The 12,954-nt window shown below is 62.6% G+C and carries 12 protein-coding genes; 3 read left to right on the forward strand and 9 right to left on the reverse strand.

Going from position 1 to position 12,954, the window contains the following annotated elements:
* Positions 1 to 189: 189 nt before the first annotated feature.
* The 4 genes from AC0L3H_RS24605 to AC0L3H_RS24620 all read right to left on the reverse strand — a co-directional run bounded on the left by AC0L3H_RS24605 (position 190) and on the right by AC0L3H_RS24620 (position 2,592).
* On the reverse strand, positions 190 to 429 hold the full coding sequence (locus tag AC0L3H_RS24605) for a DUF2076 family protein (protein WP_473587176.1): 240 nt from the start codon (positions 427 to 429) through the stop codon (positions 190 to 192).
* A 124-nt stretch (positions 430 to 553) separates the two neighbouring features.
* The gene (locus tag AC0L3H_RS24610; RefSeq protein WP_091591079.1) at positions 554 to 1,270 is read right to left on the reverse strand and encodes a Bax inhibitor-1/YccA family protein; all 717 of its coding nucleotides are present in this window, start codon (positions 1,268 to 1,270) and stop codon (positions 554 to 556) included.
* A 21-nt stretch (positions 1,271 to 1,291) separates the two neighbouring features.
* Positions 1,292 to 2,065, reverse strand: a complete 774-nt coding sequence (locus tag AC0L3H_RS24615) for an anti-sigma factor family protein (RefSeq protein WP_473587215.1) — start codon at positions 2,063 to 2,065, stop codon at positions 1,292 to 1,294.
* 8 nt (positions 2,066 to 2,073) lie between these two features.
* Positions 2,074 to 2,592, reverse strand: coding sequence for a sigma-70 family RNA polymerase sigma factor (locus tag AC0L3H_RS24620; protein ID WP_027153985.1), 519 nt, complete (start codon positions 2,590 to 2,592; stop codon positions 2,074 to 2,076).
* Positions 2,593 to 2,956: 364 nt separating this feature from the next.
* Here AC0L3H_RS24620 and AC0L3H_RS24625 point away from each other — a divergent pair, with 364 nt between their 5' ends.
* The 3 genes from AC0L3H_RS24625 (at position 2,957) to mazG (ending at position 6,385) form a co-directional block, all read left to right on the forward strand.
* Positions 2,957 to 4,108: an OpgC family protein gene (locus AC0L3H_RS24625; protein ID WP_473587177.1), complete on the forward strand. Its 1,152-nt coding sequence runs from the start codon at positions 2,957 to 2,959 to the stop codon at positions 4,106 to 4,108.
* 183 nt (positions 4,109 to 4,291) lie between these two features.
* Positions 4,292 to 5,476 (forward strand): amino acid aminotransferase, encoded by a 1,185-nt coding sequence (locus tag AC0L3H_RS24630; RefSeq protein WP_473587178.1) that lies wholly within the window; start codon positions 4,292 to 4,294, stop codon positions 5,474 to 5,476.
* Between the two features lie 84 nt (positions 5,477 to 5,560).
* Positions 5,561 to 6,385, forward strand: a complete 825-nt coding sequence (mazG, locus tag AC0L3H_RS24635; protein ID WP_473587179.1) for a nucleoside triphosphate pyrophosphohydrolase — start codon at positions 5,561 to 5,563, stop codon at positions 6,383 to 6,385.
* A gap of 6 nt (positions 6,386 to 6,391) precedes the next feature.
* Here the strand turns inward: mazG and hflX are convergent, their stop codons facing one another.
* From hflX to AC0L3H_RS24660, 5 genes are all read right to left on the reverse strand, one after another.
* The gene (gene hflX / locus AC0L3H_RS24640; protein ID WP_473587180.1) at positions 6,392 to 7,783 is read right to left on the reverse strand and encodes a GTPase HflX; all 1,392 of its coding nucleotides are present in this window, start codon (positions 7,781 to 7,783) and stop codon (positions 6,392 to 6,394) included.
* The gene (gene hfq, locus AC0L3H_RS24645; RefSeq protein WP_006202172.1) at positions 7,784 to 8,029 is read right to left on the reverse strand and encodes an RNA chaperone Hfq; all 246 of its coding nucleotides are present in this window, start codon (positions 8,027 to 8,029) and stop codon (positions 7,784 to 7,786) included.
* Positions 8,030 to 8,174: 145 nt separating this feature from the next.
* Complete coding sequence (locus tag AC0L3H_RS24650) at positions 8,175 to 9,035, reverse strand: D-amino-acid transaminase (RefSeq protein ID WP_236372980.1); 861 nt, start codon at positions 9,033 to 9,035, stop codon at positions 8,175 to 8,177.
* Positions 9,036 to 9,223: 188 nt separating this feature from the next.
* The gene (ntrX, locus tag AC0L3H_RS24655) at positions 9,224 to 10,585 is read right to left on the reverse strand and encodes a nitrogen assimilation response regulator NtrX (protein WP_027153990.1); all 1,362 of its coding nucleotides are present in this window, start codon (positions 10,583 to 10,585) and stop codon (positions 9,224 to 9,226) included.
* A complete protein-coding gene (locus AC0L3H_RS24660) occupies positions 10,575 to 12,905 on the reverse strand; it encodes a sensor histidine kinase NtrY-like (protein ID WP_473587181.1) in 2,331 nt (776 codons plus the stop codon). Before AC0L3H_RS24660 ends, ntrX begins: the two co-directional genes overlap by 11 nt.
* Positions 12,906 to 12,954: the final 49 nt, after the last annotated feature.

The raw sequence follows: 12,954 nt of genomic DNA on the forward strand, positions 1-12,954 counted from the left end.
GTTCGCCGACCGGCCCATCGAAAGATTGCTGCGGGATGCGCACCATATCTTCGCGCCGGCGGGCACCTCTGACGTGCAGCTCCTCAGGTTGGCAGAGTTCGCCTTGGGCACCTCGAAGACCCAGTGGTCACAGCGGCTTGCTTCGTCGGCTGGATCGCAAGCGTATCGCCACCATGGATGCCCGGTCTCCTACCAGCCAGCTTCGCCCGATGCAGCCACCCAGCGACAGGCCCGTATCAGCCCGACCTTTTCCTCAGTTGCCGCGCCTCCTACCCTCCCCGGCGCCATGTAGTATGGGGCGCCGGGCTGCCGGGCAATCTGATCGGTGATGAAGCGTTCCGCTTCGGCGTCGCGCGGCGGCGCCTGCCGCTCGACATTCGCAAGTTTCTCGAAAAGAGTGCCGATCGCCTGCTGGTCGTTCCTGTCCATGGCAAGCAACTCCGATATCCAGGCGCGCCGCGTTCCGAAAGATTTTCGCGACGCGCTTCAAGTCTCTGTTCATGCATGTCGCTGCTCCAAAATTGCTGCCGCGACATGCATGGATTTGACGCGGCTATTCGCGCTCGCCGGTGAAGTTCAACAGCAGCTGGAAGATGTTGATAAAATTCAGATAGAGCGAGAATGCACCGAAGACGGCGAGCTTCTGCTGCGATTCCGCACCGAAGTTTTCAGCAAATTGCTCCTTGATCGTCTGGGTATCCCAGGCGGTGAGGCCGATGAACACGGCGATGCCGATCACCGAGATGGCGAACTGGAGCGCGGTCGAGCCGAGGAAGATGTTGACGATGCTGGCGATCACCACGCCGATCAGCCCCATGATCAGGAAGGACGAGAACTGGGTCAGGTCGCGTTTGGTCGTGTAGCCGTAAAGGCTGGTCGCGCCGAACATGGTGGCGGCGATGAAGAAGGTGCGCGCGATGCTGGTCCCGGTGAACACCAGGAACACGGATGCCAGCGACAGGCCCATGACCGCACAGAATGCCCAGAACATCGCCTGAGCGCCGGCCGCGGACATCGTCTGCATCCGGAACGAGAACAGCAGCACGAAGGCGAGCGGTGCCAGCATCACCACCCACTTCAACGGAGTGGAAAAGATCGGCACGTAGAGGGCTGGCGTGGAAGCCACGACGAAGGCGATCACGCCGGTAACGACGAGGCCAACGCCCATGTAGTTGTAGACGCGCAGCATGTGCTGGCGCAGGCCTTCGTCATAGACGGCGCCGGTTTGGGCTCCGACGCCGGTGCGGTATCCTAGATTGGGGGTATTCATGCGGGTTCTCCTTTGTGAAGGTCAGTAAAGCGTGTTGGCGAGCGTTTCTGCGGTGCGATCGAGATCGCGGACACCGCTTCGGGCGACGACTGCGTAAGCAACTTCGCCGATCTGGAAATAGGCCGAGGAAATTTCGCCCGACGGGGCGACGGTCGGCTGGACCACGTCGAACGTTCCGGGCCTGATCGCGAACAGCGACACCAGTCCCAGGTCTGTTGTTTCGACAGCCATCTCGACGCTCGGGCCGAACTGCGATGGATAGATCTGGACGTCACGGACTTTCCAGTCCTTCGGCAGCGACGGCATGACGATCGCCGTGGCGGCGCGGATTTCGTCCGCATCGTAATCCGGCGCTTCGGGCTGGGATGACATCGCCTCGCGCAGGATCGTCGTCCTGTGTGCCCGGATCGCCTCCTCCAGATAGACCGGCGGCTGGGTCGAGGCGACGACTTTCGTCACCGAAATCGGTCCGACGATCCCGTTCGCCAACCAGCCCGCAGCCAGCAGGACTGCGACCGCCGCAGCCCGCTGCAACGTGCGCAAGGCGCGCCCTCGAGCCAGTCCCCGTTCCAGCCGCCGTGCCGCATCAGCCGTCGCCGGCCGCGCCATGCCCTTGCATCCGGCAAGCGCCACGCGCAGTTCGTCGCGCGTCCTGAGGTCGGACATGACGCGGGCGGCAGCCTCCGGACGGGCGGAAAGGAACGCCTCGACCTCAATGCGGCGGGCAACGTCCAGCTGGTCGTCGACATAGGCGTCGAGGTCGGCATCCGTCACCGGATCGCGCAGTTCGCTCATCATGGACATCACGGGCCTCCCACGATCTTGAGGTGGCTTTTCGCATGTGCCGGCAATTTGTCCTCCATCTCGCGAAGCGCTGCGCGCGCCCTGCCAATGCGCGACATCAGCGTTCCCAGCGGCACGCCGCTCGCCTCGGCCGCCTGGCTGTAGGTAAGCCCCTCGATGGCGACGAGATGCAGCGCCGAACGCTGCTCATCCGGCAATTTGAAAAAAGCTTCACGTACCTGTGCCAGGCGGACGGAATGCTCCTGGGGTGCCTGCATGCTGGCGTCGGCAAGATATCCGGCCTGCTCGACGCGCACCGCTTCGGATTTGCGGGACCGCAGGCCGTCAATGAAAGCGTTGTGGACGATCGACAGCAGCCATGCGCGCAGGTTTCCGCCGGATCGAAAGGTGCCGCGACGCTCATAGGCACGCACCAGCGCGTCATGCACAAGATCCTCTGCTTCCGCGCTGTCGCGCGTCAGCGAACGCGCGTAGCGGCGCAAAGAACCAAGCTGTCCTACGATATCGAAGCGTGGCATCGACCCTCTCACGTCCTGTTTACGGAGCATGGCAGGCTTTTAATCCCGCTCTTTGAGTTTTTTGCGATCCGGGATGTCAGGCACAGCCGGCACAACGCCACCAGCGCGCGTACGATTCCTTGTCCGGGAACGAGCGGCCCTCCCCGCAGCCGCCTCAATTCGCCGCGCGGTTTAGCGCCGCCGGGGATTTCGATGTTTATCCCTGAATTAATTTGTGACGCGAAAAATCCCGAAAGTGTCATCTTTTTCGGGGCACTTGCGAGTTATAGGCAGGAAACTTCACCGTCGAATCTTCCCTTCGCAGACGGCCCTTTGGGCCCGCTTTTGTTCAACAAATTATCGACCCGACATGACAAGCCCCGACATGACAGGCAATGTGCCAGCCCAGCGGGATACCCGCATCGATGTCTTCCGCGCGCTAGCGCTGCTGACGATCTTCGTCAACCACGTGCCGGGGACGATCTTCGAGTATGTCACGCACAAGAATTTCGGCTTTTCCGATTCGGCCGAAGCATTCGTGCTGATTTCGGGAATTGCCGTTGGGCTCGCCTACGGACTGAAGTTCCAGCCGGGGAATCGGTTGCTCATCACCCTGAAGGCCTGGCGGCGTGCCGGTGTCCTCTATGTCACCCACGTCATGACCACTGTCGCGACGCTGGCGATCTTCTCGGCGGCTGCATTGCATTTCTCGCGGCCCGATCTTTTGAAGCTGATCAACATCCAGATGATCATCGAGGACACGCCGGAAGCGCTGCTCGGCATCGCGGCGCTCGGGCATCAGATCGGCTATAACAACATTCTTTCCATGTATGCCGTCGTACTTCTGATGATGCCGCTTTTCCTGTGGATCGGCACTTTCAGCCTGCGCCTGATGCTTGCTGCGTCCGCTCTCCTCTGGCTCATCGCCGGCATTTTCCAGATCGCGCCTTCGAATTTCCCCGGCGACGGCTTCTGGTTCCTGAACCCGCTCTCCTGGCAGTTTCTTTTCGTCATCGGCATCGCCGGCATGCTGCATATCAAGCGCGGCGGCGAAATCCGCTTCAACTGGATGATGGCGAGCGCGGCCGTCCTGTATCTGGTCGGCGCGCTGATCTGGGTGCGGCTGCCGCTTTGGGGCATCGAGACGGCCTCCGGCCTGCCTACCGTGCTGACTGGCTTCGACAAGACGTTCCTGTCGCTGTCGCGCCTCATGCACATTCTGGCGATCGCCTATCTGATCGTGGCAATCCCGGCGCTTTCCAACCTGGCGAAGACGAGGCCCGGACACCCGCTCGCGGTTCTCGGCAAGCATTCGCTGCCGGTCTTCATCGCCGGAACGATCCTCGCCATGATCGCGCAGGTCATGAAGGTCGTCAGCCCAGGCGGCCTCCTCTACGACGCAATCCTGATCTCGACAGGCATCGCGCTGCAGTTCGGCTTCGCCTACTACCTCGAATGGTTGCCGCGGATCGGTTGGGGCGGCAAGAAGCGGCAATCTGGAGCCGCCTTGCCGTCTGCTGCCCTCAAACCGGCATGATGGAACGGCGCGACGCGCCGTGCGATCAAGGCCTTTCCCCGGTGCGAGCCTCGCCTCCAGGCCACGCTTTGGATTGCTGTGTCCAGTCGCCCGGTTGGCGGTTTTCCGCCTGGCGCAACTGAAAACCGCTGGCGCAGCACAGCCGATTTGCGTATCACTCCGCCGCCAACGGAAACCGCGCCGATGTTCGAAGACCTCCAGCCTGCCCCAGCCGACAAGATCCTCGCCTTGATCGGCCTCTATCGTGCCGATCCCCGCCCCGGCAAGGTCGACCTCGGCGTTGGCGTCTACAAGGATCGCGATGGCAAGACGCCGGTGATGCGCGCATTGCGCGAAGCCGAAAAGCGATTGCTGCAGAGCCAGGACAGCAAGACCTATCTCGGCCTTGCCGGCGATACCGGCTTCAACACGGCGATGGCGAGGCTGGTCTTTGGCCCTGCGGCCGAGCTGACGCGCATCCGTGCGGCGCAGGCGCCCGGCGGCTCGGGCGCGCTGCGGCTGGTGGCCGAGCTGCTCAAGAGGACGCGATCCGACGCGACGATCTGGCTGTCGGACCCGACCTGGCCGAACCACATGCCGGTGATGCGCGCCGCCGGCCTGCAGATACGCGAATATCCCTATTTCGACGCAGCCTCAGGTGCTGTTCGCTTCGCCGACATGATGAGCGCGCTGGCGACCGCCAGGAACGGCGACGTGGTGCTGCTGCATGGTTGCTGCCACAATCCGACAGGCGCCAATCTGGACATCGCGCAGTGGGTTGAAATAGCAGACCTCGTCGTCGAGCGCGGCCTGCTGCCCTTTGTCGACATTGCCTATCAGGGGTTTGGCGAGGGCCTTGACGCTGACGCCGCCGGCTTGCGCCTGCTGGCAGCAAAAGTCCCGGAAATGGTCGTTGCCTCGAGCTGCTCGAAGAACTTTGCCGTGTATCGTGACCGCGTCGGCGCGGCGATGATCCTGGCAAAAGACAGCGCGCAGGCGGATGTCGCAATGAGCCAGATGCTGTCGGCGGCGCGCGCCATGTACTCGATGCCGCCGGACCACGGCGCGGCCGCGGTGCGCATCGTGCTTGAAGACGCCACGCTGCGCGCCGACTGGGAAGCGGAGCTCGAGGAGATGCGCCTGCGCATGCTGCGGCTTCGGGTGCAATTCGCCGAAGCGCTGCGGCGGCAGTCCAATTCCGATCGCTTCGATTTCGTCGCCAGCCATCGCGGCATGTTTTCCCGGCTTGGCCTGTCCGAAGCGCAGGTCGAGCGGCTGCGCGCCGAGCACGGCGTCTATACGGTCGGCGACAGCCGCATCAACGTCGCCGGCCTGCCGGAGGACGGCATGGACGCGCTCGCCAAGGCGATCGTCTCCGTGCTCGACTGAGACTTTGAGCGGCGCTGTGGACAATCGCCCCTCGCTTTGCGACGGCGTTGGCTGCACCGTCGGACGCAGGCTAGCATGCGACCGATGAAACCCTCGAAAGACATTTCCCGGCTGATCGAGATCATGGCGGCGCTGCGGGCGCCGGAAACCGGCTGCCCATGGGACGTCGAGCAGGATTTCTCGAGCATCGCGCCCTACACGATCGAGGAAGCCTACGAGGTGGCGGACGCCATCGCGCGTGGCGACCTGGACGATCTGCGCGACGAGCTCGGCGACCTGCTCCTGCAGGTCGTCTACCATGCGCAGATGGCCGAGGAGGTCGGTGAATTCGCCTTTGGCGACGTGGTCCAGGCCATCACCACAAAAATGATTCGCCGCCATCCGCATGTCTTCGGCGACGATGAGGCGCGCAGCGCCGGCATGGCCAAGGGCATGTGGGAGAAGATCAAGGCCGAGGAAAAAGCCGAAAAGCGAAATGCCCGCCTCGCCCGCGGGCACGATCCGGAGGATCATGGCAAGGGTTTTCTGGACAGCGTACCGGTCGCCCTGCCCGCTTTGACGCGGGCGCTCAAGCTGCAGGAAAAAGCGGCCCGCGTCGGCTTCGACTGGAGCGAGGCCACGCCGATCCTCGACAAGATCGAGGAAGAGATCGGCGAGTTGCGCCAGGCCCTTGCCAAGGGCGATACGGCTTCGATCAAGGACGAGTTCGGCGACATGCTGTTTGCCGTCGTCAATCTCGGGCGTCATCTCAAGGTTGATTCCGAAGCGGCGCTCAGCGGCACCAACGAGAAATTCCGGTCGCGGTTCCACTATGTCGAGCAAGCGCTGGAAAGATTCGGAAACACCCTGGAAAAGGCGACGCTCGACGAGATGGAGGCGCTTTGGCAGCAAGCTAAAAGCGCGAAGTAACAGAAATTACCCGTTGTTTTTACGGTGCAATCTGGCTTCTATCTCTTCGTGTGCGCTTCGCGTCGCTTTGAGCGACACCGTTATACCGCCATCTTCATTGTCGGTGCGCGAGACCACGTCGCCATTGCGGTAGAGCCAGTCGACGAACCCAAGCTGGTCAGGCTTGAGCGTGACGGTCTGCGTTTCCAGTTCGCCTGAAACTCGTGTCTCGATGATCGCCTTCAGCACATCGATGCCCTCGCCGGTGGCGGCCGATATGGCAATCGGCGGTGCCTTGCTGCCGTCGATCCCGTCGGCGAGCAACCGCTCCCGGTTGCCCTCATCGAGCCGGTCGATCTTGTTCCACACTTCGATGACGCGCCTGCCGTCGCCGGCATCGACGCCGAGATCGGCGAGGATGCGCTCGACATCCTCAGCCTGGGCGGCCGTGTCGGGATCCGAAATATCGCGCAAATGGATGACGAGATCGGCCTCGACCACCTCTTCGAGCGTTGCCCGGAAGGCCGCGATCAGATGCGTCGGCAGGTCCGAAATGAAACCGACCGTGTCCGAAAGGATGACCGGCGTGCCGTGCGGCAGCCGCACCCGACGCAGTGTCGGGTCGAGCGTGGCGAACAGCATGTCCTCGGCCAGCACCCCAGCTCCGGTCAGCCTGTTGAACAGCGTCGACTTGCCGGCGTTGGTATAGCCGACAATGGCCACGACCGGGAACGGCACTTTCTTGCGCTTGGCGCGGTGCAGGTCACGGGTGCGTCGCACTGTTTCCAGCTCGTGCTTGAGCTTGTTGATCTTGTCCTGCAGGACACGGCGGTCCGACTCGATCTGCGTTTCGCCAGGGCCACCAAGGAAACCGGCACCGCCGCGCTGGCGCTCGAGGTGAGTCCAGCTTCGCACCAGCCGTCCCTTCTGATAGTTGAGGTGCGCCAGATCGACCTGCAGCGTGCCTTCCTTGGTCCGCGCGCGCTCGCCGAAAATTTCCAGGATCAGGCCGGTGCGATCCAGCACCTTGGCGTTCAATTCCTTCTCCAGGTTGCGCTGCTGCACCGGCGTCAGCGGATGATCGACAATGACCAGTTCGGCACGGCCCTCTTTGACGATCTCGGCGAACTCCGCGACCTTGCCGCTGCCGAGCAGGGTGGCAGGCCGGGGATCGTTGACGGTCACAACCGCGGTATGGATCGGGTCGAGGTTTATGGCTTGGGCAAGACCAACCGCCTCGTCGTGGCGGGCCTCGGCAGAACGCGTCAGACGCGGGCGATTCGTGTCCTCGTCGCCGCGCGGCTGGCGGGTAAGCACCGGCACGATGACCACGGCCCGGGTCGGGCCTTCGGCCTCCGCCCCCGGCTGATATGCTGGTTTTTCGCGAACGCTGCGATCCGCGTCTTTCTTACGTGCCAATCAGGCGCCCTGGCTTTCCTCGCCATCGAACATCTGAACCGGCTGGCTCGGCATGATCGTGGAAATGGCGTGCTTGTAGACGAGCTGGGAGTGGCCGTCTCGACGCAGCAGAACACAGAAATTGTCGAAGGAAGTGACCACACCGGTCAGCTTCACGCCGTTGATGAGGAAGATGGTGAGTGGGTTTTTGCTTTTGCGAACTGAATTCAGGAACAGGTCCTGAAGATTTTGCGATCGTTCCGCCATTGTTCTTGTCTTTCGCCGATCCCCTTCGGTTTGCAGGCCAATGCGCCAAATTAACTGGCACATGTCAAGCGCGCAAACACCGTCTTGCCGTCAATAACGACAAGCAGAACGAGATATATTGATGTTCATTCCACCTGTGCGGTTATCAGGCTGGACTTTTTTCCGCAACGTCAAAAAAGGCGTGCCGCAAGGAAAGTGTTATCGAGCCTGGGTGGCCGTTTGCGACCGGAGCACCGTCGATCGCCACGATCGGCATGGCGATTGTGGTCGCGGAGCTGATGAAAACCTCGCGCGCGGCCTTGGCTTCGGCGACCGAAAAGCCCCGCTCCTCGATCTTCAGGCCGAGCTTGGCGGCCACTTCGAACAGCGTGGTGCGGGTGATGCCGCGCAGGATGCCGTGCTCGGCCGGACGCGTCACCAGCACGCCGTCCCTGGTGATGATCCAGGCGTTCGACGACCCACCTTCCTTGACGGTGCCGTCGGCATCGATGAACCAGGCTTCCTGGGCGCCGGCTTCCTTGGCCTTCTGCTTGGCGAGCACGTTTGGCAGCAGGCCGACCGACTTGATGTCGACCCGGTCCCAACGGTTCTCCGGCACGGTGATGACCTTGATTCCGCTTTCGGCCCTCCTGGTGGCAGCAGCGGGGTCGGCTTTCCTGGCGGTAACCACCAGCGACGGCTTCGTGCCCGCCGGGAAAACAAAATCACGGCTGGCGACGCCGCGCGTCACCTGAAGATAGACCAGGCCATCGGCGACATGGTTGCGGCGGACCACCTCGCGCAGGATAATCGGCAACACGCCCGGCGTGACCGGCCAGTCGATCGACAATTCGGTCAGCGAGCGGTTCAGCCGTCCGAGATGGCGAGGCATATCGACGATGAAGCCGCGCGCCACCTCGCAGACCTCGTAGACACCGTCGGCGAACTGATAGCCACGGTCCTCGATATGCACGAAAGCGTCGGCGTGAGCGACATAGCGCCCGTTCACATAGGCAATGCGCGGCATGGGTCACCCCTGAAGAAGTCAGCGCATAGCCCCCGAAAATCGGAATCCATTTTTCGGGGAAGACCATGCGCAAAAAACAAAATGCTACAGCGTCCGTTGCGCGTCCCGAAAGACGTGCGGCAGCGTTTCTTATGCGATTCCGCCGCCGCCGTAACCGATAATTGCGTAGGCCACGACCGGATTGGCGGTCAGACGCCCAGCGACTTCAGCTTCCGGTGAAGCGCCGAGCGCTCCATGCCGATGAACTCGGCCGTCTTCGAGATGTTGCCGCCAAAACGGTTGATCTGGGCGATCAGATAGTCCTTCTCGAACTGTTCGCGCGCTTCACGCAACGGCAGCGCCATGATGTGCTGATCGGATTGGTTCGGCGTGCGCGGCATGACATCGCCGATCTCGGCAGGCAAGAGATCGGCGGTGATCGGTGCGTCGATATCGTCGCCGCGCGCCAGGATCATCAGCCGCTCGACGTTGTTGCGCAACTGGCGAACGTTGCCTGGCCAGTTGTGCGCCTGCAGCACCGCCAGCGCGTCGTCGCCGATGCGCCGCGGCCGGATGCCGGCCTGGCGGGCGATCTGCTTCATGAAATTGTCGACAAGATAAGGGATGTCCTCACGCCGCTCGGCCAATCCCGGCACCATGACCGGAACCACCGCCAGGCGGTGATAGAGATCCTCGCGGAAACGACCGTCGGCGATCATCGCCTCCAGGTTCTGCGACGTCGACGAAATGATGCGGACATCGACCTTGACCCGTTTGGTGCCCCCTACCCGCTCGAACTGCTGCTCGACCAGCACGCGCAAGATCTTGTTTTGCGTTTCGCGCGGCATGTCGGCCACTTCGTCGATGTAAAGAATGCCGCGATGGGCTTCCTCAAGCGCGCCGACCTTGCGTTCGACACCGTTTGATTCGGTGCCGAACAGCTCGACCTCCATGCGTTCGGGCGTGATGTTGGCGGCGCTCAGCGTGACAAACGGGGCGCCCTTGCGCGCCGACAGCGTGTGGATGGCGCGTGCCGCGAGTTCCTTGCCCGAGCCGGAGGGGCCGATGATCATGACGCGGCTGTTGGTCGGCGCGACGCGCTCGATGGTCTGGCGCAACTGGCTCATCGCCGACGACATGCCGATCAGGTCGAAGGTTTCGCCGCTGCGCAGCTTGAGATCCGAAACCTCGCGTCTCAGCTTCGAGGTTTCGATGGCACGTTCGGCGATGAGGATCAGCCTGTCGGCCTTGAACGGTTTTTCGATGAAGTCATAGGCGCCGCGGCGGATGGCCGAGACCGCCGTCTCGATGTTGCCGTGGCCCGAGATCATCACCACCGGCAGGCTCGGATGCATCGTCTTGATCTCGTCCAGCAGCGCCAGCCCGTCCAGGCGTGAGCCTTGCAGCCAGATGTCGAGGAAAATCAGCCTCGGCGCCCGGTCGGCGATCGCCGCCAGGGCGCTGTCGGCGTCGAATGCCGTGCGGGTTTCGTGACCTTCGTCGCTCAGGATACCGGCGACAAGCTCGCGGATGTCTTCCTCGTCATCGACGATGAGAATGTCAGACGCCATTACCGACCTTTTCAGTTTCTCTTTCGGGTTCTGTCTTGCCTTCGCCGCGCGACGGCACAGTGGCGGCGAGTGGCAGGATGATGCTGATCATTGCGCCTCGCCCGTCGTGGAAATCCGCCGGCGCGTCATGCAATTCGAGCCGGCCGCCATGGTCCTCCACTATCTTCTTGACGATAGCGAGGCCGAGCCCGGTGCCCTTCTCGCGTGTCGTCATGTAAGGCTCGAGCAATCGCTGGCGGTTCTCGCGCGGCAAGCCCTTGCCGTTGTCGATGACATCGATGCGAATCGTACCATCCTGGCGCCCGGCTTGAATCCGGATTATGCCGTGCGAACGGTCCTTTTGATCAAGTCCGTCAATCGCCTCGGCTGCGTTCTTGATGACGTTGCCAAAGGCCTGCGCCATCAGGCGGCTGTCGAACGTGCCTTTGAGCGGTTCGTTGCCGAATACGCGCTCGAAGGTGATATCGGAGCGGCTCACCTCGACGAGGAACGAGGCTTCGCGCAACGATTCGCGCAAATCGAGGGCCTTCATTTCGGGCTTGGGCATGCGTGCGAAAGCGGAGAACTCGTCGACCATGCGGCCGATGTCCTCCACTTGCCTGATGATCGTATCGGTGCACTGATCGAAAACCTCGCGGTCTTCGGTGATGACCTTGCCGTAGCGGCGCTTGATGCGCTCGGCCGAAAGCTGGATCGGCGTCAGCGGGTTCTTGATCTCGTGGGCGATGCGCCGCGCCACATCCGCCCAGGCCGAGGAACGCTGCGCCTGGACCAGATCGGTGATGTCGTCCACCGTCACGACATAGGATTTCTCCTCCGAACCGTCGTCGCCGGCCTCGACCGTGATCTGCACGTTGAAGGTGCGCTCCGCACCGGCGCGATAGAAGGTCACCTGTTCGCGATGGACAGGCTTGCCCGACTTGCGGCCGATCTCGAAGACGCGGCCAACATGCGGCAGCACGGCGGAGAGATTTTGCCCGAGTGCGGCGGTGGCGGATATGGCCAGCATCGTTTCGGCCGACCGGTTGACGATGGTGACGATGCCATAGGGATCGACGCCGATAACGCCGGCGGTGACACCGGCAAGCACGGCTTCCGAAAAACGCCGCCGCTCGTCGATCAAATCCTTGGCGGACAGAATCTCGTTGCGCTGCGATTTCAGCTCCAGCAGCATCTTGTTGAAGGTGTCGCCGAGCGAGGCGACGTCGCCGTCGGAGGGCCGAACCGGCACGGCAACGTCGAGATTGCCGGTCGCGACCTCGTCGGCGGCGCCGATGAGCTGGCGGATCGGCCGCACCAGGCGGTCGGCCACGGCGATGCCCGTCCAGATGGCGGACAGGATGATGATCAGCGTCAGCGACAGATAAGGAAGTGCAAAGGCCACCTGCGAAGTGCGGCGACTGTCTTCGAGGCCGCGATATTCGTCGGTGTTGGACCTGACAATCTGCCGCGCCTTGATCACCTCGGGATCGACGAGCCGGATGGTGTAGAGATAGAGCCCTTCGATCTCGCGCAGTTTGACGATGGCGCCCATGATGTTGCGCGTCTTCGGCTCGATCAGCACCGGCCTGCCGTCAGCGGCACCGCTCATGGCACCTTCCGGCGGCTCCGGCATGGCAAAATCGGCGTCGGTCTTGGCGCTCATGACGAACGAACCGTCGGACCTGATCAGTGCGGCATGGGCCAGCGAGCGTCCAACGGCTTCCTTGTTCATCAGATCGAGGAAGCCGGTTCGATCGAGGCCGTAGAGCGTGCGGGAGGCGTCGAGATCGTAAGCCATCGACAGGGTCGTTCCCTGGAGGTTGCGCGCGTTCTCCTGCACATAGGCATCGGCTATCGACAGCGACGAATTGACGATCGTCTTGGTGCGGATTTCGAACCAGCGATCAAGACCGATATCGAGCGTGATCGAGGCGATGATCGCCACCATGATGGCGGGAATCGCGGCGACCAGCGCGAACATCGCGACGATCCGCACATGCAGCCGCGACGCCGCCTTGCCGCGCCGGCGCGCCATCACGATACGATGTACTTCGCGGCCAACCAGCGCGATCAGGAACAGGATGAACGCCGCATTGACGGCGATTAGCGCCAGGGTTGTGCTCTCGTCCGGCGTGATCGGCGTGGCACCGACGAGGATGGCGAAGGAGATCGCCGCCGTAACCAGCGCACCGGCAATTGCCACCACGCCCGGCAGCGCAAGCAGCCGGCGCCCGTCACTTGTGCGGGGTTCGCTGAAAAGCGTTTCGCTCAGTCTCGATGCCCGTGGAGCCATGTCGCCGTCTAGAACCAGTGATTGCGTCGGATGTATGCAACGCATTGTGGCGATTATGCAACAAGTGTGGCCTGGACGGAACTGTTTCGGCGCT

Source organism: Mesorhizobium sp. WSM4816 (assembly GCF_055811535.1).